We start from the raw sequence: 26,623 nt of genomic DNA on the forward strand, positions 1-26,623 counted from the left end.
CTCTAATGGATCGGCTGGTACACAATAGTCATCGAATAGAACTAGGAGGTGAGTCGATGAGAAAACTGGCGCAATCCGATCACTTAGAGTAAAAATAGGAAGAGAGAAAAACGGCAGGATCAAGTGATCGGAATAAACCGAAACGAGCGATCGCAATCACCGAAATACGCACAAAAGAAACAAACTCTTAGACACATTCGCGAAGTTACCTCCCTGCCTCATCGGTATGGAGGCGTGCTCTGGTGCACACCACTGGGCGAGAGAGCTACTGAAACTAGGTCATAACCCGAAAATTATGGCGTCCAAATTCGTTATTCCATATCGACAAAATGAGAAGAACGATGCCAATGACGCAGAGGCCATCTGTGAAGCGGTATCTAGACCCAAAACACGATTTGTCTCTATAAAAAGTGAAGAGCAACAAGCTGTGCTTTGCCTGCACCGTATTCGACAGGGGCTAATTAAAACAAGAACGGCGACTATTAACCAGCTCAGAGGTTTGCTTTCCGAATTTGGTATTGTGATGCCTCAGGGGCGCTACTCGGCTCAAAACACTATTGGTAGTGTCCTTGAAGATGCAGAAAATGGTTTGCCTATACTCGCTCGAGAGCTACTTCAAGATCTATCGAACAAGATTCAACACCTTAACCTAGAAGTATTGCACTATGATCGTAGAGTCTCTGCTTTAGTTCGTGAGATGGCTTCAGCCAAAGCGCTCATGGATATTCCAGGTGTCGGTGAACACAGTGCAAGTGCCATTGTCGCAACCGTCAATGACGCCAAACAATTTGGCTCTAGCCGCCAATTTGCCGCTTGGATAGGGTTGGTTCCAAGACAATACTCAACAGGTGGTCATGTTCATCTTGGTCGCATCAGCAAAAGAGGCGAAAAACACATTCGCACTCTACTTATTCATGGCGCAAGAGCCGTTATTGCACGATGTAAAGAGAAAACCGATCGCAACAGTATTTGGTTAAATCAACTCGTTGAACGACGAGGTTATAAACGAGCAGCTGTCGCCCTAGCAGCAAAAAATGCTCGTATAATATGGGCATTATTAACAACAGGAAAAGAGTACAAGATTAACTATGTAAACGGTTAACACTCACCGAGTCAAAGCAATAGCAAATGATGACAATACGACCAGACCGAGATGCCTAAACCTGTTTAATTGGGAAGTAATAAATACTGTTTAACGAATGAGGCTGGCATCAAGCGAATATCATCAAGGTGACGGAACGATTCCGATTAAACACCGAATGTAGAGCTGCTGTCCGATCCACTGTTGTCAGCGGGAGCTATTGTTGACAAAAGAGGGAGTCCATGTAGCCCAATTAAGGGGTGAACAACGCCTACACCCAAACCTAAAGCATTGTGCCATAAACACTAAAACTGAAGTAGAAACAAAAATGCCAAGCGTTGTGAATCCCTCTTAAATTGCTTGTTAGCAGTGTTCTAACGTCTTACTGCTGTTACTGTCACTTCAATAAGTACGTCACCTTCTAACGCAACACCTAGGCACGCTCGTTGAGGCCAGTGTTCTGGATTTTCACCCAACCACTCACACCAAACTTTATCCATTTCAGGTTTATCTGGCATATTGGCGATAAACACCTGCGCACTTACTATTTGAGTTTTATCAGAATCCAATTCTTCAAGATTTTGTTCTATCGTTTCTAACGTCAGTTTAGTTTGACCAACTATATCCAGAGAAGTGTCTGATGATGTTGCTACCGTCCATACCATGTCTTTATATGCTGAGGACTTATTTCGACCTTGATAGGCACCCCGCTTCCTTTCGATCATTTTGTTCTCCTTGAACTGCTAACATTTTAATATTGTGCAAGCACGAATCCATCCGCTTAACATATCAAAAAGGTCACTCATAACCAACTGAATGCTATGCATTTAATGTAAAAGTGGGTCTAAACATTAAGTGTGAAAACGTGCAAGCACATATCGCCGACTATGTAACGCTCGGCCTCATTCTTAGCCACCCATAAATCTGTAGTGTAATCAATAATTTAAAATAATCCTCTCGTTAAATTCGTGCTCAATCAGAGTTAAAAACCACTCTTTTTTAAGTCATTAATTATTCAACAAGCAATAAACTGTCTGTATGTACAGATTTTGTGAGGGGAATATATGGCGAGTCAATTCATGCAGACAATTTGCGAACATATGACGATGCGAGGCTATAGTCGCAAGACAATCAAAGCCTACTGTTACTGGATAAAATACTTCATTCATTTTCATAAGCTTAAACACCCTGAACAGATGCATGCCGCTGAAGTTGTCTCCTTTCTTTCTCATTTAGCTAATCAACAAAAAGTAGCCATCAATACTCAAAAGGTAGCTCTCAATGCTCTAGCCTATTTATACAATCAATTTATTAAGCAACCTCTAGGAGACTTAGGGTTTAGCTATGCGACTCGGTCTCGAAAAATTCCTAGCGTACTCAATCATGCGGAAGCTATCTCGGTGATCAATGAAATAGATCCTAAATATCAACTGTTTTTTCGCTTGTTGTATGGTTCAGGTTTGAGAGTATCGGAATGCCTGAGGCTTCGAGTACAAGATATAGATCTAAAACAAGGGTCTCTCACTGTTCACAATGGGAAAGGAAATAAAGACCGAGTGACAATTTTAAGTTTTTCACTCACTGAAGCTATACAAGACAAAATTTCACAAGTTGCAGTTCTGCTCGCTAAAGATAACTTGAATGGGTTTGGGCCATCTTTGCCTCACCGATTAGGTAAAAAATACCCTAGTGCCTATCGACAACTTGCTTGGATGTACCTATTCCCATCAAAATCCGTCACTCAACACTCTGAGTCGGGGATCGTATGCCGACACCACCTACATGATTCGGTACTCCGAAAAACGCTGAAGAAGGCGACTAACTCTAATAAATTGCGCCACAAGCGAATTAGTTGTCATACTTTCAGGCACAGTTTTGCTACGCAACTTCTAAACTCAGGCTCCGATATCAGAACGGTTCAAGAGCTACTGGGGCACAGTGATGTTAAGACAACTCAGATTTACACTCACGTTATTGGGCAACACTTTAGTGGCACGACTAGCCCAATGGAGGGCTTATAACGAAACTCCCTCATCGATAGTTGAACCTTGGCTTGATGGCTTCTGTCTGACAAGGTTGTCTGATATGGTGGCGGCAGAACTTCAGCAATTGTTTAGATAGTATTGAATATGAAAACACTAACCATACTTGATGGCGGCATGGGCCGAGAACTCAAAGAAATTGGCGCGCCATTTTCTCAACCGCTTTGGAGTGCTCAAGCGCTGATTGAAGCACCCGAATTTGTCAGCCAAGCGCATCAAAACTTTGTCGATGCCGGTGCTGAAATCTTGATCACCAATAGCTACGCCTGTGTGCCTTTTCACTTGGGTGAAGAGCTGTTCGAGCAACGAGGCTTTGAACTAGCCGCACTGTCTGGCGAACTGGCTAAAGCAGTGGCTGACAATGCACCCCACACAGTGAAAGTAGCAGGCGCGATTCCACCGCCATTTGGCAGCTACCGACCAGACTTATTTAAGGTAAAAGAGGCGGCGCCAATCATCCAAACGCTTTACGATGCCCAGGCTCCAAACATCGACCTTTGGATAGCGGAAACGATTTGTAGCCTGCAAGAATTCGAATCCATTCATGCGGTACTTAAGCAGTCAGATAAGCCGTGTTACTACGCATTCAGTTTAGAAGATACCAAGGGCGATTTTGCCAACATTCGTTCTGGCGAGAGCGTAACAGACGCCATCAAACTTGCCTGCCAATCAAACGCGACAGGCATTATGTTTAACTGTTCAGTGCCTGAAGTGATGGATCAAGCCATTATCGATGCCAAGAAAGTGATCGATGAGCTAGGCAGTGATTTAGAAGTTGGTGTCTATGCCAACAATTTTGCGCCTATCAGCAACGAACATGAAGCGAATGATATGTTTCAGGAGATGCGTGAGCTGGATGGCCAAGGTTACTTAACTTACGCTAAACGCTGGCATGCACTGGGCGCGAATATTATCGGTGGCTGTTGTGGCATCGGGCCAAAACACATTAAAGCCCTAGCCGATTGGAAACACTCAATACAGAGCTAATCCTGAGCTTCAACTAGAATAAAATAAATAGAGAACAGGTTGAGAAATCTGTTCTCTATTTGTATGTGAAGTCTCTGAGTACACTGATACAAAACAACGATTTGGAGCAACAGATGAGCGACAAGCAACGCAAAATAAAATGGGGCATCGCAGGGCTAGGCAATATCGCCAATCGATTCGCAACCGCAGTCACAGAGCACTCTCTGCATGGTGAGCTTGATGCGGTTGCCGCCAGAGATCACTCACGCGCAGCCACGTTCGCCAACAAGTTTGCTTGCGACAAGGCGTATGGTTCTTATGAAGAGATGGCGAATGACCCAAGTGTTGAAGCGGTTTACATCGCTACGGTTCACCCATACCACCAGCCACTCGCCGAACTGTTTCTAAAGAACAATAAGCACGTATTGGTCGAGAAGCCGGCTTTTACCAACCTTGCTGACTGGCTTGAGATGAAAGCTCTCGCGAAGCAAAATGGCGTGATGCTGTTAGAAGCAATGAAAACCGTGGTGTTTCCCGCATATCGTGAGCTCCAATCATTCTTGGTCGATAACAACATTCAGATAGATTCAATCGAAGCCAGCTTTGGTAACCATCATGACTATGAGCCCGATTTGTTTATCTTCAATCCGGATTTGTCAGGCGGAGCAACACTCGATGTTGGGGTCTATGGGCTTTGGTTCTTTTACGATCTGTGCCGAACGCTGGGTGTAAACCCTTCAAAACCTCAGGTAGAGATGTCGTGTCTTTATGAGGGGGCAAATGTTGATACCGATGCGTGCTTTACATTCTCTGGTGATATAAGCGGTAAGATATCGGCATCAACAGTGCAAAACCTTCCCCGAACAGCACACTTGAGTGGACCTGAAACCAAAATCACCATTCACGAAAAATGGTGGAATCCGGCCTTTATTGAGATTGAACATCAAGGCAAAAAGTCGACCATTAACTACCGAGTGACAGGGAATGGATTCGAGTTTGAAATCGACCATTTTTCAGATTTGGTGCTTCAAGGCAAAACTGAATCGAATATCCTGAGCTCAGAGATAACCTCTCGAGTTCTCGATACGATGGAAAACGCACTGATTGATTCTGGCTATTCACATTTAACTCAACCTCGTCGTTAGGAAAAGCAAATTGGGCAACCTTAAGCGTAAGCTTGAACTGTATGAAAAGATATTTCAGGCTTTTGGGCCTGGAGTATCACATTGTCAGGTCAACCAACTGGCCACACTGCTGCACGTGAGTGAACGTCACGTTCAGACCTTACTCAAAGCGATGACAGCACAAGGTTGGATTGAGTGGCAAGCTAGCTCAGGCCGCAGCAAGAAGGCACAACTCACGTGTCTGGTTGAACCCATTGAGGCGTGTTACCAATACGCACAAACCCAAGCTGACGCAGGCAACATAGAACAGGTGTTTAGCACCTTGAGCTTCAACGGCCGCAATGCTGGCACTGAGTTGCAAGCCTTTCTAAGCAATACCAATCCGTCGACGCAGAATATCGCGTACATCCCGTTTCACCGAGAACTCGAAGCGCTTCACCCTCAACGCGTGCTTAGACGCACCGAACGTTTCTTAGTTATGCAAGTTTGCCAACGCCTAACCTCCGTTAAGCACGGCAAACTCAGCGGCGATCTGGCTTATCATTGGCAGCCTAATCAAGATGCGACACAGTGGCACTTTCAGATTCGCAATGGTGTTCACTTTCATAACGGAAGAACACTCGAACCTCAAGACATAGCACGCAACCTTAACTCTCTCTGCCAAAGCAAAATATGGCATCGCTGTTATCAGCATATTGATGAGGTCTCTGTCTCGGCAGGCAATGTGGTTGTCGTAAAGTTGAATCAACCTGATTGGCATTTACCGCGCCTACTTGCTAGGGCTGAAGCCTCCGTATTCGATCACTCATTACCGACTGATAGGCTGATTGGATCTGGCGCGTTCTCATTAGACATCTTCTCAAGCAAGATGTTGAGATTGAGCCGCAATAGCGCCTATTCACACAGCTCGCCGATTCTGAATCGAGTCGAGTTGTGGGTCTATCCTGAATGGGCACAGAGCAAAGCCTGCGCTCAAAATCAGGTGTGCGTGAAACTGCCCGAGAAAACGACCAGCGTGCGTGGCGATGACCATTCTTCCCAACCGGATTTCGGCTCAACCTTCTTTAAGATTCAAAGCCCGATGTTGTCTTCAACCGTTCGTGAGTTCACCGTTGAAGACACCTCTGAATGCCAAGCCCTTTTCGATCAGTTGTCAGTGTCTGGCGACCACAAAACCAGCGTGGAATATGGGCACTACCTAACTCACTACCTAACGACCAAAGACGTCGCGCTGTGCAGTATTATTGATGAGAACAACACCTTCACTTCGTGGTTAAGCTTTTTCACTCGCTTCCCGTTTGAGGAATTAACTTTACCTTCTGAGATGCTAGAGAAAATCGAACAAGGCTTAGCCTCAATAAGAAACCAGCCCAACGTTAAGTTAGCGATGAATACACTGTTGGAACTCAAGCATTGGTTGAATGACTCTGGGGTCGTGGTTGAGCTCAAGCAAGAGGCGTTCAACTTAGAGGTTTCTGAAAAGATACACGGCGCGCAAGTGAATGGTTTCGGTTGGTGCGAGCTCGACAAGCTGTGGATTAGCCATTTGTAAGCGTATTTCGTAGCTGAATGTATTTCACAACCTAGCCCAACCAAGCTGCAACCAATCATTATGTTCAGTCACAGCGTAGGTCGAATAGGCTAAGGGTTAGCTCACTAGCGCCAATTCAGACTCTTTATAGATACGGTTAGCCACGTTGTATGCCGCAGGCAAAGTTAGGGTCTCTTTGCATCTGCGCTTAAACTGCTCGACTTCAATCGTTTGTTCTTCTAGTAAATAAAACAACTCACTCAAGTAGTTAGCTTCAAACACAGCTTGACCAAGTGGTGTGCATTCGTATCGGCTCGACTCTTGGTAGCCAATTGCGGTCAACACAGACTCTGGCAGTTCCCAGAACTTAGCAATGGTGTAAGTCAGGCGAATAGAGTAGCTGTTCATCAGGCGCTTCAATGCCAACGAGTTAGGTGGAACAGAAGGATCAACATGCTTGAAGGCTTCTACCATCATCTGGAAAATGATCATCTTGCCTAAGTTGCGAATTAACCCAACAAAGTATGCCGCTGCTTGATCTTCTTGAGGTGAAGAGTCTTTCATCAACTCCTTAGAAAACGACGCGGTTTGAACACTGTGATTCCAAATTTTCTCACCGAAGTGACGCCAGTAAATATTGTTCCCCGGCGTGAAGTTCTTCATGTAAGAATTAACCACGCCTTCAATTAGCCCTTGTGAACCCATATTGAGGAAAGCAGTTTTTAAGTCAGTAACTTGTTTTTCACTGCGTTTGTAGAAGGCGCTGTTAGCCAGTTTAATCACATCGGCAGCCATACTCGGCTCGCGCTCAATCACTCTTAACAATGCATCGACATCAAAGTCGTCGCTCTGTAATTCTGCCATTAACGTGGTTACAGAGGCTGGCATCACTGGCAGTTCATTAAGCAGGGCTTTTGGAGAGCGAATCAAACGTTCGATCTGACAAGCGACAAAATCACTAAATGGGTCTGACTCCGTTCGAAGACGAGACTCTCCAAACAAATAATCAAGGAACTCACCATCGTGAAGGCTAAGCGTATTATCGACGATTAATGATGATGGCTGAGTGGACGACGGCGGAACAAAGATTGAAGACTGAACAGAATCAGTAGCAACGGTTTGTTGTTGCTCTTGTTGGGCAGGCTCTGCAGAGGGTTTGTTTTTTGAATCAACAAAAGGTGAGAATAGTGCCTGCAATACCCTTTTAAACATCAATACGGCTCCTAGATGATTATCAAACAGTTCGGGATATATAATGGCGGTAATTATCGCACAGTTAATTCATAAACCACACAATGATAAATGAATCATTAACTTTTCAGCTGTATAGGATCTGTTACTCAACGGGTTGCAAGACTGAGCCCGCCAGCATTCGCCAGAAACAAAAAAGCGAGCACATGATACTGGCTCGCTCTTACATAGATTAGATGCGTGACACCGTCTAAAGTTAACTCTGAGCGACTTTCAACACGATCTTACCAACGTGTTTTTTCTTTAAGAACTCATCTTGCGCTTTATGGATATCGGCTAGCGGATAAGAATCTGCAACGATGGCGCCAATCTGCTGTTTCTCAATACGGTTGACTAGGTTCTGGAATACTTGTGGTTCTAAAACTGTGCAACCAAAAAAGCTGAGATCTTTAAGATATAAAGTGCGAACATCAAGCTCAACCATAGCGCCACCAATCGCGCCTGATACGGCATAACGGCCATGTGGTTTCAGCACTTCAAGGAATTCCGGCCACTTATCACCGGCGACTAAATCGATAACCACATTCACGCTGCTTTCGCCTAGCGCTTTAACCAAATCCGCATCACGGGCAATCACTTCATCAGCGCCAAGTTCAAGTAACTGTTGGTTCTTGCTTGGGCTAGTGATGGCAATAACATACGCGCCGCGAGCTTTTGCTAGCTGAATAGCCGCAGAGCCCACACCGCCCGATGCACCTGAGATAAGCACGCGATCACCTTCAGCCACATTGGCACGAGTTAGCATGTTCTCTGCTGTTGAGTAAGAACATGGGAAAGACGCTAGCTCAACATCCGACATAGAACTGTTCACCGCGTAAGCATGCTTAGCTGCTACTTTGGTGTATTCAGCGAAACCACCATCGCACTCAGAACCGAAATACCATGGTTGTGGTAGATCTTGTCCATAAACCTCGGTCAAACAAGGCTCAATCAGAACACGCTCACCAATACGGTCAGCCGAAACTTCGTTACCAACAGCTACAATAAAACCGCACACATCGGCACCTTGGATGCGAGGGAATTTCAACGCTTCACCCGACCAACTGGCATCGTCTGAATCATCACTTTTTGCATACCAACCGATTCGCGTGTTGATGTCAGTATTATTAACGCCTGCTGCCATGACTTTGATCAGCACTTCATTAGGCTCAATTTTTGGAACAGCAATGTCTTCACGGTAGCCAAGCATTTCTGCCCCGCCGTGCCCTAGCATCTCTGCGCCTTTCATTGTTTTTGGTATCTCGAAATTCATACTGTTTCCTTGAGTAATTTTGTCACCATATTCTGTGCCGATGCCACTGCTTCTTCGCCTAAGACTGGCCACGCGCTTGATACGCCTTCATGAAGTAAAAACAGCGGTGTCGCGAGATCCTCTCGCAGGCTCTGCTTGCCTATCAGCAAACGAACTTGTTCTTTATGCTGTGTAACCGCTTGGCTGATAAGCTCATTATCGGGAAACGCGGCCATCGCATTCATCGACATGCACCCGTGCGGCGCATATTCTTCTAACCATTGTTGAAGCTTGTTGAAGATATGAGTAACCGATGCGAGCCCCTTTTCAGGCGACGTTTCCAACAAGAAATCTAAGTAGCGTTGGTGTCGATATTCCAAGGCACCAACGATCATCGCTTCTTTTGAAGGGAAATGTTTATACAAGGTTCTTAGGCTTACATCGCACGCCGTTTTCAGCTGTGCAACGCTCGGCTCAGCAAAACCTTGCTGGCTAAATGCCACCTCTAAGCTTGCTGCAATCTGTTCTCTCAACATAGTGCTCTCTCAATACCCGACAAAGGGTAGAATGATTGTTCTACCTACAGAGTAGAACGATCACTCTACCCCTGTCAATCATAGACACAATCTTCAAGAGGACCAGATACAAAAAAAACCAGAACATAGGTTCTGGTTTTAACAGGGAATTTTATAGCTAGAATCAGTGGTTACTTAGTATAAAAAGCACGTTTCAATGCCATCTCTAAACCACGAACTTCAGCTAAGCCTTTCAATCGACCAATCGCCGAATAACCTGGGTTAGTGGTTTTCTTAAGGTCATCCAGCATTTGATGACCGTGATCCGGACGCATTGGAATTAAGCGGTGATCGCCCACTTCTGCACGACGATTTTCTTCATCCAAAATAGCCATCACAACGTTGTACATGTCCACATCACCATCGAGGTGCGCTGCTTCGTGGAATGTCATTGGGTTGCTCTCTTCACGCTTAGTTGAACGCAGGTGCGTAAAGTAAATTCGGTCACCGTGCTTTTTGATCATATTAACCAGATCATTGTCGCCACGAACACCGTATGAACCCGTACACATCGTCAAGCCATTCATTTTGCTCGGTACATGCTCGGTCAACCAATCAATGTCTTCGATCGTTGAAACGATGCGAGGCAAGCCTAGAATCGGACGCGGTGGATCGTCTGGGTGAACCGCCATCTTCAAGCCATTCGCATCACAGATAGGCATCAGCTCAGCGAGGAAGTAAGACATGTGCTCACGTAGCTTGTCTTTGTCGATTCCCGCATAGCGATCTAGCTGTGCTTGAAACGCTTCTAGTGTGTAACCTTCTTCAGCGCCTGGCAGGCCAGCGATGATGTTATTAGTCAGTTGCTGAATTTGCTCTGGCGTCATGTTGTTGAAGTAATCCAACGCTTGAGCTTGCTCTGATTCTGAATAGTCCGACTCTGCACCTGGACGTTTCAAGATATGCAGCTCAAATGCCGCAAACGCGATTTGGTCAAAACGCAGTGCGCGCGAGCCATCAGGCATTTCAAATTCTAAATCGGTACGCGTCCAGTCCAACACTGGCATGAAATTATAACAAACCGTATCGATGCCACACTCAGCAAGGTTAGACAGAGTTTGCTTATAGTTATCAATCCACTGCTGGTAGTTCCCAGTTTGAGTTTTGATCTCTTCGTGCACAGGCACGCTTTCTACAACCGACCACGTTAAACCTTTCTCTTCGATAATGGCTTTACGCTTAAGGATTTCTTCTTTTGTCCAAACTTCACCATTTGGAATATGGTGCAGTGCATTCACAATACCAGTTGCGCCCGCTTGACGAATATCGTCTAGCGAAACTTGATCATTAGGGCCGTACCAACGCCACGTTTGTTCCATGAGACTTACCTTTCTTTAAGACGCACTTAGCCGGCTCGAATTAATCAAGCTAAATGCAATAACGACTTCTTAATGGCAGCAATGACAATTACTGCCCGAGATAGCACCGGTCTACGCCGGTCTAAAGACGATTACCTATCTACAACCTAGTGAATGAATCAGCTTTCAAGAGGAGCCTTGTCGCTGAATTCAACATTAGCTTCAGAACTAGCTTTCTGAGCTAAGCAGCACCACTGGGTTGGAGCTAAATAAGTAACCATCAAAGTTTGGGTCATCAATGTCTGACAGCGCTAACAAACGCTGTTTAACATTCTCAAGGTGTTGCCACATTGCGTTCTTAGCAGCGACAGGGTCTTTGCGCTGTAAGGCGGCGAGGATACGAGCGTGATCATCTAACCATTCTTCACGGTAATCTTGACCACTGATGTGAGAGTGGAGTTTATTCCACATTGGACTCTTTTCGCGTCGATCCCAGGATTGTTTCAACATATCTACCAGCACAGAGTTTTGAGTTGCCTCTGCAATACACATGTGAAATCTTTCATCTCCGCTGCAATCGGTAGTGCCGCTTGCAAGCTCTTCGCGCTCGAGTTCGAGTGCAGAGCGCATCTTAATGATGTCGCCCGGAGTGACCTGAGTTGCCGCAAACTCCGCGATATTACTTTCCAGTAATTGGCGGGCCTGCAGCATCTCGAATGGACCAGCGTCATCACTGACCACATTCTCGCGAGAATGAGTTGGAATGTTCAGGACATAAACACCCGACCCTTTTTTCACCTCAACTAAGTTTTCAAGCTCCAGCATGATGATCGCTTCACGCACCACAGTGCGGCTTACATCTAGACGATCAGCAATATCGCGTTCTGGAGGTAACCTATCTCCGACCTTATACAGGCCTTCAATCAGTTCTTTTCTTAGTACTAACCCTATCTCCTGATAAGGTCTTTTCGGCTCGAAAGGCATCATGATGATATTGTCACTTCTTTCCATTGTATTTCTCTCGCCATCATAATGACCAAATATAATTGGTCAACCTCTATATCTTAAAATGCAGTAACACCTTGTTTTTGTATTACTCTTTTTTCTATATTTGCTCGTTATTCAACAGCCTGAATACGGTCAATCAATGCGCTCAATTCTGGGTCCGCTTTATCTAGCGCGTCGTACATAGGTTGAACCGCTAGTGCGAACGCAGCCTTGTCTGGTTCCACAAAAGTAACGCCCATTTTCTCGGCTTTAGCACGCTCTTTTGCTTCCGATTCAGCCCACAATTTTTTCATCAATTCAGATGAATCACTTGCCGCCTTCATTAGCGCATCTTGTTGTTCTGCAGTCAGTTTATCGTATGCTTTGGTTGAGATAACCAACACATCCGGAACCATCGTGTGCTCATCTAAGCTGAAGTATTTAGACACTTCACTGTGACGGCTCAAGCTGAAAGAAGGAATGTTATTTTCAGCCGCATCTACGACACCTTGCTGCAGTGCTGTGTACAACTCACCGTAAGCTAGTGGCGTTGGGTTACCGCCTAACGCTTTCACCATCGCAATTGCTGATGGGCTTGGTTGAACACGAACTTTCAAACCTTTCAGATCTTCTGGTGTGTTAATTGGCTTATTGGTATAGAAGCTACGCGCACCAGCGTCGTAGTAAGTCACACCAATAAAGCCGCTATCACGAGAAGAGTTAAGAATGTCACGGCCTACTTCACCATCAGTCACACTGTAGTAGTGCGCTTGATCGCGGAATAAGTAAGGCATGTTGAATGATGAATAAGCAGGAGAAAAAGCTTCTAGCTCAGCAGCATTACTTTTCACCATATCTAAAGCGCCGTTCTGCATCAGCTCCATAGATTCACGCTGTGTACCCAATTGAGCATCAGGGTAAATACGAATACGCACCTCACCATCAGTCAATTCACGTACTTCTTTCGCCATAAACGTCATCGCTTCATGTACTGCATGGTCACGAGGGTGGTTATGGCTCAGTTTCAATGTTGTCGCTGCATAAGCAGAAGCTGTTGCTCCAAAAGTCAAAGCAGCACCGACAACCGCACTAATCAAAGTTTTACGCGTCATCATCATTCTTATTCTCCGTGGATTGGTTATCCAAAATGTAGGGTGTTTTTTGTTATGGGCTCATATTGGGGCTCAAAAAAGGAACCGTCAAAGCTGAAATTAAAATTGATTGACCAAAGTCACAATAAAAACCCATAAATTGGTCAACCAAAATCATTTGTGAAGTTGCTCACGCCAACCAAAAAATGAATAGCTTATGATTCAGCCAGATTTTTGAACATCCCATCCCTACATAGAAACAATTTCTTACATTGGTAAACCAATTGTTATGAGATACGCAATTTTGTTGAAAGGAAATAAACATGAATAAATTGGTCAGTTACATAAATAGAGGGTTGGCCGCCTTTACAGTGTCTCTATCGTCTTTCTTGGTGCTATGCGTGATATGGCAGGTTCTATCCCGCTATGTTATTGGCAAACCAAGTACTGTTACCGACGAGCTCGCTCGTTACCTCTTTATGTGGGTAGCCCTGATTGGTGCTGCTTACACAACAGGTCTGAAACGCCACCTTGCCATCGACCTACTTACGATGAAGCTGACTGGCAAACGTAAATTAATCAACGAAATCATTATCCAAATAGCCATCGCTTCTTTCTCTTATATCGTTCTGGTACACGGTGGCAGCCAACTTGCAGCTAAAACACTTGCGATGGGACAACTGACTCCCGCTCTAGGTTTAGAAATGGGCTACATCTACTTCTGCTTACCGGTTAGTGGCGCTTTGATGATTTTTTACTCAGTCGTATTTACCTACGAACGCGTTAAACAATTAATGTCAGGTGACGATTTGATCACCGACTCACAACTTGATTGATAGAAGGATTTCACAATGGAATGGCAAGTAATACTGACATTATTCGGTAGTTTCGCTGTACTGCTTACAATCGGTGTACCGGTCTCTTTTGCGATTGGTTTATCGTCACTAGCAACCATCTTAATGAGCTTACCGCTTGAGCCTGCAATTGCTGTAGTTGCTCAACGTATGGCGGCAGGCCTTGATAACTTTGCACTATTAGCAATTCCGTTCTTCATTTTGGCGGGCAACATCATGAACCAAGGCGGCATCGCGCTGCGTTTGATCAACTTCGCGAAAGTGTTGGGTGGTCGTCTACCAGGTTCACTCGCCCACGTAAACGTGATGGCAAACATGATGTTTGGGTCTATCTCAGGCTCAGCGGTTGCATCGGCTGCTGCAGTTGGTGGCACTATGTCTCCTCTGCAAAAGAAAGATGGATATGACGAAAACTACTCGGCTGCGGTAAATATTACGTCATGTCCTGCGGGCTTGCTTATCCCACCCAGCAACACGCTGATCGTGTTCTCATTAGTTTCTGGTGGTACCTCTATTGCAGCATTGTTCTTAGCAGGCTACATCCCAGGCCTATTGATGGGGCTGAGCATCATGATGGTGGCAGGTATTATCGCGAAACGTCGTGGCTACCCAGTCGCAGCTCGTCCTTCCACATCAATGGTATGGAATACCTTCCTAAAAGCAGCACCTTCTTTAGCACTGATCGGCATCATCATGGGCGGCATCATTGGCGGTATCTTTACTGCGACTGAGGCTTCCGCAATTGCTGTGGTATACACGTTTGTTTTAGCTGTGCTTGTCTACCGCGAAGTGAAATGGGGTGATATTCCAAAGATCATCCTTGAGTCTGCAGTAACAACATCTATCGTTCTATTACTGGTTGGCGCATCAATGGGCATGTCTTGGGCAATGGCGAACGCCGATGTACCTTACATGATTGCCGATGCTCTACTCGCGGTTTCCGAAGACCCACTAATGATCCTACTGATTATCAACGTGATTCTGTTGATTGTTGGCATCTTTATGGATATGACCCCTGCGGTTCTTATCTTCACACCAATCTTCTTACCAATCGCGCTAGACCTAGGCATCGACCCTGTGCACTTCGGCATCATGATGACCTTCAACCTTGCTATCGGTATCTGTACACCGCCAGTAGGTAGTGCTCTGTTCATCGGTTGTTCGGTTGCCAACATTGCCATCGACAAAGTCATCAAGCCTTTATTGCCATTCTATGCCGCACTTATTGCAGCCCTAATGGCCGTTACTTTTATCCCTGAGCTGAGCTTGTTCCTACCTGAATTGGTACTGGGCTACGGTTCGTAATTTGGTCACAGATAGATTCTAAGACTGCTAAACACTCAAACGCTTTATCAAATAATAAAATCCCGCTGGTTCGCTGGCGGGAAAAGGAACTGAATAATGAAGACTGTTGCTAACTCTACGCTGCCAAACACTGTACTACGACCTGACTACGACCGTTCAGCACTCCAAAGCCGTATCGTGCACCTTGGCTTCGGTGCATTTCACCGAGCGCATCAAGCGTTGTTCACCAATGAAATGCTCAGCAAGACCAGCACTGATTGGGGTATTTGCGAAATTAACCTATTCGGAGGCGAAGACTTAATTGAATCACTTCGCACGCAAGATCACCTTTACACGGTTGCTGAAAAAGGCGCTGAATCCACAGACGTTAAAGTGATCGGCTCAGTGGCCGAATCTCTTCACCCAAGCCTAGACGGCATCGAAACCGTATTAGAAAAAATGGCCGAACCTCAAGTGGCTATCGTTTCTATGACCATCACAGAGAAAGGCTACTGCGCAGACCCAGCGACAGGAAAACTCGACAAAAATAACCCATTAGTCATCGCTGACCTAGCTAACCCAAGCGAACCTAAATCAGCATTAGGTTACATTGTGCAAGCGCTCAAAATTCGACGTGAACGTGGCTTAACACCATTCACGGTCATGTCTTGCGATAACGTGCAAGAGAACGGTCATGTAGCAAAAGCAGCGATCATTGAGTTTGCTCAACTGCTTGACCCAGAATTACGTGATTGGATTGAAACCAATGTCACCTTCCCATGCACCATGGTTGACCGTATCGTACCCGCAGCAACAGAAGAAACACTGACAGAAATTGCAGAACTGCTTGGTTGTGAAGACCCATGTGGCATCGCCTGTGAACCCTTCCGCCAATGGGTGATTGAAGATAACTTTGTGGCAGGTCGTCCAGATTGGAATGTCGCTGGCGCAGAGTTCGTAGAAGATGTGGTGCCTTACGAAGAGATGAAACTGCGTATGCTCAATGGCAGTCACTCTTTCCTTGCTTACCTTGGATACCTTGGTGGCTACGACCATATTTCCGACACTATGACGGATGCTGGCTACCGAAAAGCCGCTTTTGACATGATGATGAAATCACAGGCACCTTCGTTAACGATGCCTGAAGGGACTGATTTAGAAGGTTACGCAACCTTGCTGATCAACCGCTTCACTAACCCAAGCTTGAAGCACAAGACGTGGCAGATTGCGATGGATGGCAGCCAGAAGATCCCTCAACGTATGGGTGGCAGCTTACGATTCCATTTAGATCAAGGCTCAGATTTCTCGTGGCTTGCAACCGCCATCGCTGGCTGGATGCGCTATGTATCTGGCGTTGATGAGCAAGGCAATGAGATTGATGTCCGCGATCCAATGGCAGACACACTTCGCCAGATCTGCGACCAGCATGGACTCAATGTTTCTGTGGTTCCAGCATTACTTGCGGTTGAAGCGATTTTCCCTGCCGAGCTAGGCCAAGACCCGCAGGTCATTGATGCGGTAAGTTCAGCGTACCAATCATTAATTGAACACGGTGCCGTTGCGACCGTGGCTGCGTTATAAGGAGTACAAACAATGAAGAATTTCTTATGTGAAGACTTTTTACTGTCGAATGAGACTGCACGTCGTTTGTACCATGAACACGCAAGCCACCAGCCGATTTATGACTATCACTGCCATCTAAACCCGGCAGAAGTGGCTCAAGATCGTCAGTTCGAAAACATGTCTAAGATTTGGCTTGAAGGTGACCACTACAAATGGCGTGGTATGCGTTCAGCAGGGATTGATGAGCGTCTGATTACTGGAGGCGCAAGCGATTATGATAAGTTCATGGCCTGGGCTAGAACCGTCCCTCAAACCTTGGGCAACCCACTTTACCATTGGACTCATTTAGAACTACGCCGCCCATTTGGTATTACTGGCACTCTCTTTGGTCCAGAAACCGCAGACCAAATTTGGCACGAAGGCAACGAGCTATTAGCGACACCAGAATTTAGTGCTCGCGGCATCATGAAGCAGATGAATGTGGTGATGGCTGGTACGACAGACGATCCAATTGATTCTCTTGAACACCATAAGGCGATCGCTCAAGACAATTCATTTGATGTACAAGTGTTACCAAGCTGGCGCCCAGATAAAGCCTTCAAAATCGAACTCGACACCTTTGTCGATTACCTGCGCCAACTTGGTCAAGTAGCCGATATCGAGATCCGTCGATTTGATGATCTGTTGAGTGCGCTAGACAAGCGTTTAGTCCACTTTAATGCCCATGGCTGTCGTGCGGCTGACCACGGTATTGAAGTGGTTCGCTACGCACCTATTCCATCAGAATCGGATTTGGATGCCCTGTTAACTCGACGCCTCAATGGCGAAACGCTCACCGATCTAGAATGTGCGCAGTTTTCAACAGCGGTTCAGGTGTGGTTAGGCAAGCGCTACGCCGCAATGGGTTGGGTAATGCAGCTTCACATTGGTGCTCAGCGCAATAACAACACGCGCATGTTCCAACTGTTAGGCGCAGATGCAGGGTTTGATTCGATCAGCGATAAGACGTTTGCCTTCGAATTGGCTCACCTGTTAGACGAAATGGATCAAAGCAACGAGTTACCTCGCACCATTCTTTACTGCTTAAACCCTCGCGATAACGAGATGATGGCAACCATGATTGGTAACTTCCAAGGTGGCGGCATCGCGGGCAAAGTTCAGTTTGGTTCTGGTTGGTGGTTCAACGATCAGAAAGACGGCATGCAACGCCAAATGGAACAGTTATCTCAACTTGGTCTGCTTAGCCAGTTTGTCGGCATGCTGACTGACTCTCGCAGCTTCTTGTCGTACACACGCCACGAATACTTCCGCCGAATTCTGTGTGACATGCTTGGTCGTTGGGCTGAAAACGGCGAGGTACCAAACGACATGTCACTGCTTGGCCCTATGGTCGAAGACATCTGCTTTGGTAACGCAAAACGCTACTTCGAAGAGAGGGCGTAACCGATGAAACATATCGCTATTATTGGTGAGTGCATGATCGAGCTGAACGGCAAACCGTTCGGCTCAATGCATCAAACGTTTGGCGGGGACACACTCAATGCTGCGGTCTATCTAGTCCGCGGCTGCGAGGCGAACCTCCATCAAGATGAAATAAAAGTGTCCTACGTCACGGCTTTGGGCGCAGACCCGATTAGCAAGGGAATGTTAGAACGCTGGCAACAAGAGGGGGTGTCGACGGACCTTGTTCTACAAGACAGCCAACGTACTCCGGGTCTATACCTAATTCAGCTTGATGACGCAGGTGAACGTACCTTTCTGTACTGGAGAAACCAGTCGGCTGCACGCTACCTGCTACAGCACCCAGATTTCAATCAGATAAAGCAGGCACTGCGCAATGTCGATATGGTCTTTCTCAGCGGCATCACATTAGCGATTCTGCCTGAACAAGATCGTATCGAGCTATTGAACATCTTGGTTGAGTTGAAGGCACAAGGTGTTGAGATTGCCTTCGACAGTAACTTCCGCCCTGCACTTTGGCCACAAGACGAAAACCAAACCGTCAAAAACAGCTACCAGGCCATGTATACATTGACGGATTTAGCGTTGGTCACATTCGATGATGAACAATTAATTTGGGGCGATAGCTCTCCAGAACAAACTATCGAACGTCTAACGACGCTGGGTGTTAAGCGATGCATCGTCAAACTGGGTGCAGATGGCTGTCTCATTCAAGATGCCACCATACAAAGTAACATACACCCAGATTCTGGTGCCGCTTCGGCTCCACTAGCGGTGCCAACCCTGCCTGTTGATCATGTCGTTGATACGACCTCGGCAGGAGACTCATTCAATGGCGGATTTTTATCGGCTTACCTTGCGGGCGAAGACTTAACAAAGTCATGCCAGCGCGGCAATACCATGGCAGGCGTCGTTATCCAACATCGTGGTGCCATTATTGCAAAAGAACTCACTCAAGCGGCCATCACAGCCATTTAAGGAATACCAATGTCTAACATCAAACAACAACTGAAAACACTGAAAGTTATCCCTGTGATCGCTATCGACAACGCTGAAGACATCATCCCTCTGGGTAAAGTGTTAGCTGAAAATGGTTTACCTGCAGCAGAAATTACATTCCGTTCGGAAGCTGCAGTTGAAGCTATTCGTCTACTTCGTGAATCACAACCAGATATGTTGATCGGCGCAGGCACTGTGCTCAATCGTGAGCAAGCTATCGCGGCTAAAGAGGCAGGCGCAACGTTTGTCGTCTCTCCTGGATTTAATCCAAACACGGTAAGAGCCTGCCAAGAGATTGGTATTGATATCATTCCTGGGGTCAACAACCCGAGTACAGTAGAAGCCGCTCTAGAAATGGGTTTAACCACATTGAAGTTCTTCCCAGCTGAAGCATCAGGTGGCATCAACATGGTTAAGTCACTTCTTGCGCCTTACACGGATATTGAGATCATGCCGACAGGTGGCATTAACCCAAACAACATTAAAGACTACCTAGCGATACCTCGAGTTCTCGCATGTGGTGGTACTTGGATGGTAGATAAGAAGCTGATTGAAGAAGGTAATTGGGAAGAGCTGGCTCATTTAACTCGTGAAGCCGTTAAGTTAGTCAATTAAACCTAATGCAATAGCACCTTTAGCGTTATATCTAGCCCTCCTTTTGGAGGGTTATTTTATGGTTGAGCATTATTCTTTCAAAGTTAATATTTAATCGTGCTCGATAGCATCTTAAAAATAAAGGCTAAATATGGAAAACTGGATAACACAAGGAGTTGGCGGCCTGGCTTTTTGTATCGGTGTAATGGCCTTTTGGCAAAAAGATGATATGCGTTTTCGCTACCAGATGATGATCTTTTGTTTTGTCATGAGTATCCATTTCATATTAATGGGTGCCATGGTGGCGGCTATAGGCGTAATTATTAATGCTATTCGCAGCTATGTATCGATAAAAACTCAATCGCGCAAAGTGATGTGGTTCTTTATTGGCTTGATGTGGTGCATGACTTTACCCAACATGAATCATTTCTTTGAATTTATTACGGTTGTTGGTTCATCCGTTGCGACATGTGCACTCTTTTCAAGACAAGGCATCGCATTGAGGTCCTTGATCTTATTCAATTCTTTCTGTTGGGCTAGCCATAACATTTGGATTGGTTCGATTGGCGGGTCCTTTGTCGAAATCACCTTTATTGTCACCAACATGGTCACTATCTATCGTTTACATCAACGCAGATTGTTAACTATAAAATAGGCAATATATTTTTTATTCTAAATTTAAAATATGGAAGTAATACATCACTAATTAAATGGGGGATTAATTGGATATCAAAAAATTAAATCTAGTTAAGTTTACGTTATTTAAACTTCGTCAATATATTTCCAATACTAAATTGAATTAAATCACCAATTAAATTTATATGGTGATCCAAACCTTTAGTTTGACCTATTTTGGTTAACCAATAGTCCATTAATTATTAAAATTGGTCATGTACTTATTATTATACTAACAATAGGATCGTGACCATGAAGCGTCTTACCCTGACACCTATAGCAATCGCGTTGCTTCTTGCAGGATGCAACTCATCTGATAGCGACAATAACTTCCAACAACCCCAAGTTCACTCTCGTGTTCATGATGTATTGAACGTTGAAGGTTACCAATTCCGAGATTCTAACGGCAATGGAACACTTGAACCCTTTGAAGACTGGCGATTATCTCCAGAAGAGCGAGCAGCAGACTTGGTTAGCCGAATGACGCTAGATGAGAAAGCCGGCATGATGCTCATTGACACCTTAAACTCGTCCAAAGGTGGGCTCGTTAGTAGTAAAGGGCAAGACATGATTGGCGATGCCCAAATGACGCGCTTTATCTTCCGTAACAGCGTAGTTGAAACACCTACCAATGCGCCTGATTGCGATTCAGGCCGTTCAGGTTGTCAGATAACCCCAACAGAAGCTGCCCAGTTCATGAATAGTGTTCAAGAACTGCGTGAACAGACGCGAATGGGTATCCCCGCTCTATTCAAATCCAATGCTCGTAACCACATAGATCCATCAGCTAAAGCAGGGATCAACGTTTCTTCAGGTGCCTTTTCTGCTTGGCCTAAAGAGGCAGGTTTAGCAGCCACTCGCGACATGGATTTAATCACTGAATTTGCAGGTATCATGAATGAAGAATGGTCTTCAATTGGCCTACGCAGTATGTACGGATACATGATGGATTTGGCGACAGAACCTCGTTGGTACCGAGTACACGAAACCTTTACCGAAGATGCAGATTTAGCGTCTGACATTATGCGCTCACTTATCAAAGGGTTGCAGGATGGCGGTGAGGTCAACGAAGACAGTATCGCGCTAACCATCAAACACTTCCCTGGTGGCGGTCCACAAGAAAACGGTGGTGACCCACATTATGACTTCGGTAAAAACCAAGTCTATCCAAAGAACAATTTTGATTACCACCTAAAACCGTTTATTGCTGCGATTGAGGCTGGCGCTTCTTCAATCATGCCTTACTACGGCATCCCTGTAGATCAAAAGTGGATGCCAAACGATGTTGGTATGTCCTTCTCAAAAGGCATTGTTACCGACCTTCTCAGAGACGAATTGGGCTACACAGGTAACGTGAACTCAGATACCGGCATTATTGGTGAGCGAGCATGGGGTGTAGAACACAAAACGATTGATGAGCAGGTTGCCATGGCGGTCGAAGCTGGAGTCGATGTTCTTTCAGGTTTCCATGATAAAGAAGTCATCGTGAAACTGGTCGAAAAGGATCTGATCACCGAAGAGCGTGTCGACCTATCAGTAACACGCTTACTTGAAGAACAATTCAAGCTTGGCCTTTTCGAAAACACTTATGTTGACGAGAAAAAAGCCCAAGAGATTTTAGGCAATGAGAAGTACCAAGAACGCGCTGATTACGCACAGAAAAAGTCTGTCGTCTTACTTCAAAATACCAATAAGACTTTACCTCTAGCTGAATCAACCGCACAAAATCCTGTTGCTCTGTATGTCATGGGAATGGACGAAAACATTGCTGGAGGCGACAAGTACAAGTTTACCGTGACTTCTGGAGATTACGAAGCGGGAGAAACGCGTCCACCAGCACCAGCCGATACGGACTATGCGGTTATTCGTGTTCGCGTATCTAACGAAGGCTCAGATCCTGATCTTATCTTTGGTGGCGCGAACCCAGATGAACTCGATATTCTTGCGTTCAGTGAAATGGCTACAGCTGCATCTTGGCATATTGAACCAAGCCTAAGCGACATTAAAGCCGTTATGAACGAAGTGGGCGCTGACAAAACGGTATTGTCCATCAACTTTAGACAACCCTTCGTGCTAGACGATCAAAGTAATCTTAAGCAAGCCGGTGCCGTGATCGCCACATTTGGTGTCTCGGACAGCAACCTAATGGAAGTACTTTCAGGCAACTTTGCTCCTCAAGGAAAACTGCCATTTGCTTTAGCGAACAGTGCCCAAGCCATTCAAAACCAAGACTCAGACTACCCTGGGTATGATCAAGCCGACACCCTTTACCCGTTCGGACATGGTTTAAGTTACGAATAATATTTGAGCTAATTCAGGCAGTGTTGAGCACTGCCTTTCCTTCTTAGATACCAAGGACAAAGTCATGGAACATATCTTACAACTGGGTTGGGATGATCACGCTATTCCACATAAAATCTGGATAGAACAATACTACGATGGGTGTCGTATCTGCTTGAAAGTCGTAAAAGACGTTGAGCCAGAAATGCTCTCATTGATTGTTCCAAATATTGATGTGCAAACCACTCATAAGGCGTGGCAAGGCAAAGCGACGAACATTACACCAGCCTATGATGACGGCGTGTTGTTCACTCAAACTCGCTCGCTATTCAATTTGCCTCATGGCTGCGTGATTTGGGCGGTAACACATATCCAGATGCAAAACGGCTTAAAAATGTCGGCAGACAAATTGTGCTTCGTACCAAAATACAGCAATCAAGATTCTTGTTTTAAGGTTCCAGCATAACGTAACAACAAGCCGAGTCGCTTATCCAACTTGGCGCTAATCTGCGAAGAACCATAAAAAAGGCCAGCGTATACACGTTGGCCTTACTTCTGTCTGTCATCAGGATTAAGCACTAATCAATCAACACCAACGAATCGATGGCATTGGATTCATTTAGATATCTCATTCTTGGCGGGCATTTGGCACCCGTAATAAGACAATGCTCATTCGAAAAAGACGAAATAAATTTAAAAAAACTTATTTCGCCGTTTTGATCATCGTAGCTCGCGGTTTACAGCTGAGGTTCTTGGGTCTTATTGACTATGAGGTCGCGAAGCCATTTGTGGCTTGGTTCAGAATCAAAGTAACGGTGCCAAAGCAAAAACAAACCACCGGGAACCAACTCAATAGGAATCGGCTTCATCACCAGTTCGCCACTCTCAATATAGTCACGAACCGAGTTGTACGGATAACACATCAGCAAATCGCTTTGTTTGCACAGCTTTACTGCGCTGGTGATGTCCGACACGTTGGCGGCTTTGTTAATTTGAAGCTGTTTGGCTTGCAAGATTTCCAGTAGCAACCAGTCGCCAACGCCACCAGTCACCAACTGAATATGACGGTATTTAAGGAAGGCTTGCAGATTCCACTCTTCTTGAAGTACTGGGTGATCATTTCGCATCAAGCACACAGAGTAATCTTGCAGCAACTCGACGTGGTTTAGCTCGGCAGGGATATTTTGAATGTGGGTGCTAGCCCTTTCATCGAGCTCAAAAATTCCAATCCCGAAATCGACCTCACGCTTTAGTAAGCGCTTAAAGGTTTCGCTGCTCCAAGTAGTGCTGTTTACCGTAATGTTCGGCGCATCTGCTAGCGCGTTAGGCATAAATTTAGGGTAAATCGCGGTATAAGCGGTTTCAACAAGATCGATATTAAAAGTACGTTCGCTGTCTTTCGGCTCAAAAATGTCCGGCACGGTTAGCTGTTCAACTTGCAGAAGGATTTGATGAATTTTAGGCGCTAAAGAGGTGGCTTTCGGTGTTGGAAACAGGCCTTTTGACTCACGTTCAAACAAAGGGTCGTCAAACAAAGAACGCAGCTTAGTGAGTTGTTTACTCACCGCAGACTGACTAAGGAACAATCGCTCTGCCGTTTTGCTCACGCTGCGCTCTTCAAGCAACACGTGTAAACACAGCAGTAAATTCATATCACATTTGAGTAAGCTTTTAACATCTACCATGATATTCCTTAGATTCAGATTAATGATGACTTTATGTCACTTTAAATCATATCACAAACTTGTTAATTTAAGCCCATGTAACCTATGAGTTAATAACTCAAAAAATAATAGACCTAAGGAATACTCATGAACTTTCTAGCACTCCCTAAGATTGATCTGCACTGCCACCTAGACGGAAGTGTTCGTCCAGACACCATTATTGATCTGGCGAAACAGTACGGAATCGAACTTCCAGAAGACCGTGAAGCGGTAGTAAAGTCTCTAACAGTGCCTGAAGATTGCAAAAACCTTGATGAGTACCTAGCTTGCTTTAGCCTGCCACTGCAAGTGATGCAAACGGAAGAAGCGATTGAGCGTATCTCTTTCGAGCTTTACGAAGACGCAGCACTAGAAAACGTTAAGTACCTAGAAGTTCGTTTTGCGCCAATCCTGCACGTAAACAAAGGTCTGTCTCTTGATACGATCATTGCAAGCGCAGTAAAAGGCATGAAGCGTGCTGAAGAGAAATACGACATCAAGGGCAACTACATCATGTCAGTGCTTCGTATGTTCCCTAAAGACTCGATCAAAGACGTGATCGACGCGGGCCAACCTTACCTAGGTAAAGGCGTGGTTGCGTTTGATATCGCAGGTGGTGAAAAGCCAGGTTTCTGTGCTGAATTCCCAGAATACACACAATACGCTCTTGAAAAAGGCTACCGCATTACCGTGCACGCTGGTGAGCAATGGCATGGTCAAAACGTTTACGATGCAGTCACACTGCTTGACGCTGAGCGTATCGGCCACGGTGTCCACATCCAAGGTAACGAAGACGCGTACAACATCGTTAAAGAGAAGCAGGTTGCGCTTGAAACTTGCCCAACAAGTAACGTGCAAACTAAATGTATTCACAAATTCAGCGACCACCCAATTGCTGAATTCAAGAAAGACGGCATCGTTGTAACGATCAACACAGACAACCGCACTGTGTCGAACACAACCATGACTAACGAAGTGAAGCGTGTATGTGAAACGTTCGGTCTAACACAAGAAGACTACGCAGAGATCTACAAGTACTCTGTAGAGAGCGCTTTTGCTTCAGACGAAGTGAAACAGCACCTAATGGGTTTCGTTGAGCAAATCTAATTTGAGCAATCTTGATTGCTAAGTAGAAAAACAGGAAGAGAAAGGCTTAGGCTTTTCTCTTTTTTTATGTCCAATTATCCGTATTCTAATATCGATGTTGACGAATGGGATGCAAACAATGAAAACAGAACTCGAGAAAATGCTGTCCGGCGAGATTTTTGATGGCGCAGACCATGAGGTAGACCACATGCGCACTCACGCCAGCAAGGCGCTATCAGACTTGAATCAATGTTCAGACGATACTCAACTACCAAGTCTTCAGGCTAATCTGTTTGGTAAAGTAGGAAGCAGCGTTGTCCGTCCTCCTTTTCATTGCGAGTTTGGCAAAACCATCGAGATCGGTGACGACACCTTTATCAACATGAACGTGGTGATGCTTGATGGCGCGAATATCAAGATTGGTAACAATGTATTGATAGGGCCAAGTGCCCAGTTTTACACAGCCTCCCACTCACTGGATTATCTCAGCCGCCGTAAGTGGGAAACTTTCTGCCTACCTATCACAGTCGAAGACGATGTGTGGATTGGTGGAAACTCAGTCATCAACCAAGGCGTTACGATTGGCGCTCGCTCTGTTATCGCAGCGAACTCAGTGGTTAACAGTGATGTACCACCAGATTGCCTGTACGGCGGCACTCCAGCCAAGTTGATTCGGCATTTTAATGCCGAACAAACTCGCGATTAAACAAGAAAGCGCGTATCCAAATCTAAAAAAGAGCGATGTTTCAATAGCATGGCTCTTAATCTAATTATCAGCGTTGTTTTATCGCACACTTGTTCACCGCGAATTTGAAGCACGACAGCCGCAACTAAAACCAGCGCTGATATAGTCAAAAACAAGAATGCAACGATAGACTTAGGTGGGTATCTTTTCATTTTCTACACCCTCAAATTTTACTGCTCCATAATCGAGTAGGAGGAGGCCT

At 45.4% G+C, this 26,623-nt stretch carries 24 protein-coding genes and 2 pseudogenes; 17 read left to right on the forward strand and 9 right to left on the reverse strand.

The features are described 5' to 3' along the window. Positions 1–92: pseudogene (locus tag AB4583_RS20180) on the forward strand (IS21-like element ISVch3 family helper ATPase IstB); the annotation flags it as partial. A 68-nt stretch (positions 93–160) separates the two neighbouring features. Beyond that, a pseudogene (locus AB4583_RS20185) lies at positions 161–1,102 on the forward strand (IS110 family transposase); the annotation flags it as partial. A gap of 353 nt (positions 1,103–1,455) precedes the next feature. On the opposite strand, the gene AB4583_RS20190 reads toward AB4583_RS20185, so the two are convergent. After that, positions 1,456–1,806, reverse strand: coding sequence for a RidA family protein (locus AB4583_RS20190; protein ID WP_017072148.1), 351 nt, complete (start codon positions 1,804–1,806; stop codon positions 1,456–1,458). Between the two features lie 339 nt (positions 1,807–2,145). On the opposite strand from AB4583_RS20190, the gene AB4583_RS20195 reads away from it, so the two are divergent. The 4 genes from AB4583_RS20195 to AB4583_RS20210 all read left to right on the forward strand — a co-directional run bounded on the left by AB4583_RS20195 (position 2,146) and on the right by AB4583_RS20210 (position 6,765). Next, positions 2,146–3,102, forward strand: a complete 957-nt coding sequence (locus AB4583_RS20195) for an integron integrase (protein ID WP_372119086.1) — start codon at positions 2,146–2,148, stop codon at positions 3,100–3,102. A gap of 108 nt (positions 3,103–3,210) precedes the next feature. After that, positions 3,211–4,110, forward strand: a complete 900-nt coding sequence (locus tag AB4583_RS20200) for a homocysteine S-methyltransferase family protein (RefSeq protein ID WP_372051059.1) — start codon at positions 3,211–3,213, stop codon at positions 4,108–4,110. 113 nt (positions 4,111–4,223) lie between these two features. Then, complete coding sequence (locus AB4583_RS20205) at positions 4,224–5,234, forward strand: Gfo/Idh/MocA family protein (protein WP_372051058.1); 1,011 nt, start codon at positions 4,224–4,226, stop codon at positions 5,232–5,234. Positions 5,235–5,244: 10 nt separating this feature from the next. Further along, positions 5,245–6,765, forward strand: a complete 1,521-nt coding sequence (locus AB4583_RS20210) for an SgrR family transcriptional regulator (RefSeq protein ID WP_372051057.1) — start codon at positions 5,245–5,247, stop codon at positions 6,763–6,765. Between the two features lie 96 nt (positions 6,766–6,861). Here AB4583_RS20210 and AB4583_RS20215 read toward each other — a convergent pair whose 3' ends face one another. The 6 genes from AB4583_RS20215 to AB4583_RS20240 form a co-directional block, all read right to left on the reverse strand. After that, positions 6,862–7,956: an HDOD domain-containing protein gene (locus tag AB4583_RS20215; RefSeq protein WP_372051056.1), complete on the reverse strand. Its 1,095-nt coding sequence runs from the start codon at positions 7,954–7,956 to the stop codon at positions 6,862–6,864. A 235-nt stretch (positions 7,957–8,191) separates the two neighbouring features. Next, a complete protein-coding gene (locus tag AB4583_RS20220; protein ID WP_372051055.1) occupies positions 8,192–9,247 on the reverse strand; it encodes an alcohol dehydrogenase family protein in 1,056 nt (351 codons plus the stop codon). Further along, positions 9,244–9,762 carry a TetR/AcrR family transcriptional regulator gene (locus AB4583_RS20225; RefSeq protein ID WP_017061096.1) on the reverse strand — a complete coding sequence of 173 codons (519 nt, stop codon included), beginning with the start codon at positions 9,760–9,762 and terminating at the stop codon, positions 9,244–9,246. Before AB4583_RS20225 ends, AB4583_RS20220 begins: the two co-directional genes overlap by 4 nt. Before the next feature lie 170 nt (positions 9,763–9,932). After that, positions 9,933–11,120 (reverse strand): mannonate dehydratase, encoded by a 1,188-nt coding sequence (gene uxuA / locus AB4583_RS20230; RefSeq protein ID WP_017068145.1) that lies wholly within the window; start codon positions 11,118–11,120, stop codon positions 9,933–9,935. A gap of 207 nt (positions 11,121–11,327) precedes the next feature. Further along, positions 11,328–12,110: an FCD domain-containing protein gene (locus AB4583_RS20235; RefSeq protein ID WP_017068144.1), complete on the reverse strand. Its 783-nt coding sequence runs from the start codon at positions 12,108–12,110 to the stop codon at positions 11,328–11,330. Positions 12,111–12,217: 107 nt separating this feature from the next. Continuing rightward, positions 12,218–13,201, reverse strand: coding sequence for a TRAP transporter substrate-binding protein (locus tag AB4583_RS20240; protein WP_029235323.1), 984 nt, complete (start codon positions 13,199–13,201; stop codon positions 12,218–12,220). A gap of 299 nt (positions 13,202–13,500) precedes the next feature. Between AB4583_RS20240 and AB4583_RS20245 the strand changes: the two genes are divergently transcribed. The 9 genes from AB4583_RS20245 (at position 13,501) to AB4583_RS20285 (ending at position 23,353) form a co-directional block, all read left to right on the forward strand. Beyond that, positions 13,501–14,013 (forward strand): TRAP transporter small permease, encoded by a 513-nt coding sequence (locus tag AB4583_RS20245; RefSeq protein ID WP_017068142.1) that lies wholly within the window; start codon positions 13,501–13,503, stop codon positions 14,011–14,013. A 15-nt stretch (positions 14,014–14,028) separates the two neighbouring features. Beyond that, positions 14,029–15,336 carry a TRAP transporter large permease gene (locus AB4583_RS20250; RefSeq protein ID WP_017068141.1) on the forward strand — a complete coding sequence of 436 codons (1,308 nt, stop codon included), beginning with the start codon at positions 14,029–14,031 and terminating at the stop codon, positions 15,334–15,336. Positions 15,337–15,432: 96 nt separating this feature from the next. Continuing rightward, entirely contained in the window at positions 15,433–16,896 is a 1,464-nt protein-coding gene (locus tag AB4583_RS20255) for a fructuronate reductase (protein WP_017068140.1), read from the forward strand. A gap of 12 nt (positions 16,897–16,908) precedes the next feature. Next, positions 16,909–18,321, forward strand: coding sequence for a glucuronate isomerase (gene uxaC, locus AB4583_RS20260; protein ID WP_102394443.1), 1,413 nt, complete (start codon positions 16,909–16,911; stop codon positions 18,319–18,321). Between the two features lie 3 nt (positions 18,322–18,324). Further along, complete coding sequence (locus AB4583_RS20265) at positions 18,325–19,317, forward strand: sugar kinase (protein WP_372119096.1); 993 nt, start codon at positions 18,325–18,327, stop codon at positions 19,315–19,317. Positions 19,318–19,326: 9 nt separating this feature from the next. Continuing rightward, positions 19,327–19,953, forward strand: coding sequence for a bifunctional 4-hydroxy-2-oxoglutarate aldolase/2-dehydro-3-deoxy-phosphogluconate aldolase (locus AB4583_RS20270; RefSeq protein WP_017068137.1), 627 nt, complete (start codon positions 19,327–19,329; stop codon positions 19,951–19,953). 130 nt (positions 19,954–20,083) lie between these two features. Beyond that, positions 20,084–20,587, forward strand: coding sequence for a YgjV family protein (locus tag AB4583_RS20275; protein WP_372051051.1), 504 nt, complete (start codon positions 20,084–20,086; stop codon positions 20,585–20,587). A gap of 272 nt (positions 20,588–20,859) precedes the next feature. Next, entirely contained in the window at positions 20,860–22,908 is a 2,049-nt protein-coding gene (locus tag AB4583_RS20280) for a glycoside hydrolase family 3 N-terminal domain-containing protein (protein ID WP_372119100.1), read from the forward strand. A 64-nt stretch (positions 22,909–22,972) separates the two neighbouring features. Next, complete coding sequence (locus tag AB4583_RS20285) at positions 22,973–23,353, forward strand: hypothetical protein (RefSeq protein WP_017057786.1); 381 nt, start codon at positions 22,973–22,975, stop codon at positions 23,351–23,353. A 271-nt stretch (positions 23,354–23,624) separates the two neighbouring features. On the opposite strand, the gene AB4583_RS20290 is transcribed toward AB4583_RS20285, so the two are convergent. Continuing rightward, complete coding sequence (locus tag AB4583_RS20290) at positions 23,625–24,572, reverse strand: LysR family transcriptional regulator (protein ID WP_017061092.1); 948 nt, start codon at positions 24,570–24,572, stop codon at positions 23,625–23,627. 126 nt (positions 24,573–24,698) lie between these two features. Between AB4583_RS20290 and add the strand changes: the two genes are divergently transcribed. Both add and AB4583_RS20300 read left to right on the forward strand, forming a co-directional pair. Further along, positions 24,699–25,697, forward strand: coding sequence for an adenosine deaminase (gene add / locus AB4583_RS20295; protein WP_372119105.1), 999 nt, complete (start codon positions 24,699–24,701; stop codon positions 25,695–25,697). A gap of 118 nt (positions 25,698–25,815) precedes the next feature. Further along, positions 25,816–26,382: a sugar O-acetyltransferase gene (locus tag AB4583_RS20300; protein ID WP_372119108.1), complete on the forward strand. Its 567-nt coding sequence runs from the start codon at positions 25,816–25,818 to the stop codon at positions 26,380–26,382. Here the strand turns inward: AB4583_RS20300 and AB4583_RS20305 are convergent. Further along, on the reverse strand, positions 26,379–26,573 hold the full coding sequence (locus AB4583_RS20305) for a hypothetical protein (RefSeq protein WP_136973848.1): 195 nt from the start codon (positions 26,571–26,573) through the stop codon (positions 26,379–26,381). The two genes, AB4583_RS20300 and AB4583_RS20305, sit on opposite strands and share 4 nt — an antisense overlap. Between the last annotated feature and the right edge of the window lie 50 nt (positions 26,574–26,623).

Source organism: Vibrio sp. 10N.222.49.C12 (assembly GCF_041475025.1).
Lineage (GTDB): Bacteria > Pseudomonadota > Gammaproteobacteria > Enterobacterales > Vibrionaceae > Vibrio > Vibrio crassostreae_C.

Excerpts from the sequence above, each read along its gene's own strand:
- AB4583_RS20190 (WP_017072148.1), bottom strand. The coding sequence starts at position 1,806 with ATGATCGAAAGGAAGCGGGGTGCCTATCAAGGTCGAAATAAGTCCTCA.
- AB4583_RS20265 (WP_372119096.1), top strand. The coding sequence starts at position 18,325 with ATGAAACATATCGCTATTATTGGTGAGTGCATGATCGAGCTGAACGGC.
- AB4583_RS20275 (WP_372051051.1), top strand. The coding sequence starts at position 20,084 with ATGGAAAACTGGATAACACAAGGAGTTGGCGGCCTGGCTTTTTGTATC.
- AB4583_RS20290 (WP_017061092.1), bottom strand. The coding sequence starts at position 24,572 with ATGGTAGATGTTAAAAGCTTACTCAAATGTGATATGAATTTACTGCTG.
- add (WP_372119105.1), top strand. The coding sequence starts at position 24,699 with ATGAACTTTCTAGCACTCCCTAAGATTGATCTGCACTGCCACCTAGAC.
- AB4583_RS20225 (WP_017061096.1), bottom strand. The coding sequence starts at position 9,762 with ATGTTGAGAGAACAGATTGCAGCAAGCTTAGAGGTGGCATTTAGCCAG.
- AB4583_RS20240 (WP_029235323.1), bottom strand. The coding sequence starts at position 13,201 with ATGATGACGCGTAAAACTTTGATTAGTGCGGTTGTCGGTGCTGCTTTG.
- AB4583_RS20255 (WP_017068140.1), top strand. The coding sequence starts at position 15,433 with ATGAAGACTGTTGCTAACTCTACGCTGCCAAACACTGTACTACGACCT.
- uxuA (WP_017068145.1), bottom strand. The coding sequence starts at position 11,120 with ATGGAACAAACGTGGCGTTGGTACGGCCCTAATGATCAAGTTTCGCTA.
- AB4583_RS20300 (WP_372119108.1), top strand. The coding sequence starts at position 25,816 with ATGAAAACAGAACTCGAGAAAATGCTGTCCGGCGAGATTTTTGATGGC.
- AB4583_RS20215 (WP_372051056.1), bottom strand. The coding sequence starts at position 7,956 with ATGTTTAAAAGGGTATTGCAGGCACTATTCTCACCTTTTGTTGATTCA.
- AB4583_RS20270 (WP_017068137.1), top strand. The coding sequence starts at position 19,327 with ATGTCTAACATCAAACAACAACTGAAAACACTGAAAGTTATCCCTGTG.
- AB4583_RS20220 (WP_372051055.1), bottom strand. The coding sequence starts at position 9,247 with ATGAATTTCGAGATACCAAAAACAATGAAAGGCGCAGAGATGCTAGGG.
- AB4583_RS20280 (WP_372119100.1), top strand. The coding sequence starts at position 20,860 with ATGAAGCGTCTTACCCTGACACCTATAGCAATCGCGTTGCTTCTTGCA.
- AB4583_RS20250 (WP_017068141.1), top strand. The coding sequence starts at position 14,029 with ATGGAATGGCAAGTAATACTGACATTATTCGGTAGTTTCGCTGTACTG.
- AB4583_RS20305 (WP_136973848.1), bottom strand. The coding sequence starts at position 26,573 with ATGAAAAGATACCCACCTAAGTCTATCGTTGCATTCTTGTTTTTGACT.
- AB4583_RS20205 (WP_372051058.1), top strand. The coding sequence starts at position 4,224 with ATGAGCGACAAGCAACGCAAAATAAAATGGGGCATCGCAGGGCTAGGC.
- AB4583_RS20285 (WP_017057786.1), top strand. The coding sequence starts at position 22,973 with ATGGAACATATCTTACAACTGGGTTGGGATGATCACGCTATTCCACAT.
- AB4583_RS20195 (WP_372119086.1), top strand. The coding sequence starts at position 2,146 with ATGGCGAGTCAATTCATGCAGACAATTTGCGAACATATGACGATGCGA.
- AB4583_RS20200 (WP_372051059.1), top strand. The coding sequence starts at position 3,211 with ATGAAAACACTAACCATACTTGATGGCGGCATGGGCCGAGAACTCAAA.
- AB4583_RS20235 (WP_017068144.1), bottom strand. The coding sequence starts at position 12,110 with ATGGAAAGAAGTGACAATATCATCATGATGCCTTTCGAGCCGAAAAGA.
- uxaC (WP_102394443.1), top strand. The coding sequence starts at position 16,909 with ATGAAGAATTTCTTATGTGAAGACTTTTTACTGTCGAATGAGACTGCA.
- AB4583_RS20245 (WP_017068142.1), top strand. The coding sequence starts at position 13,501 with ATGAATAAATTGGTCAGTTACATAAATAGAGGGTTGGCCGCCTTTACA.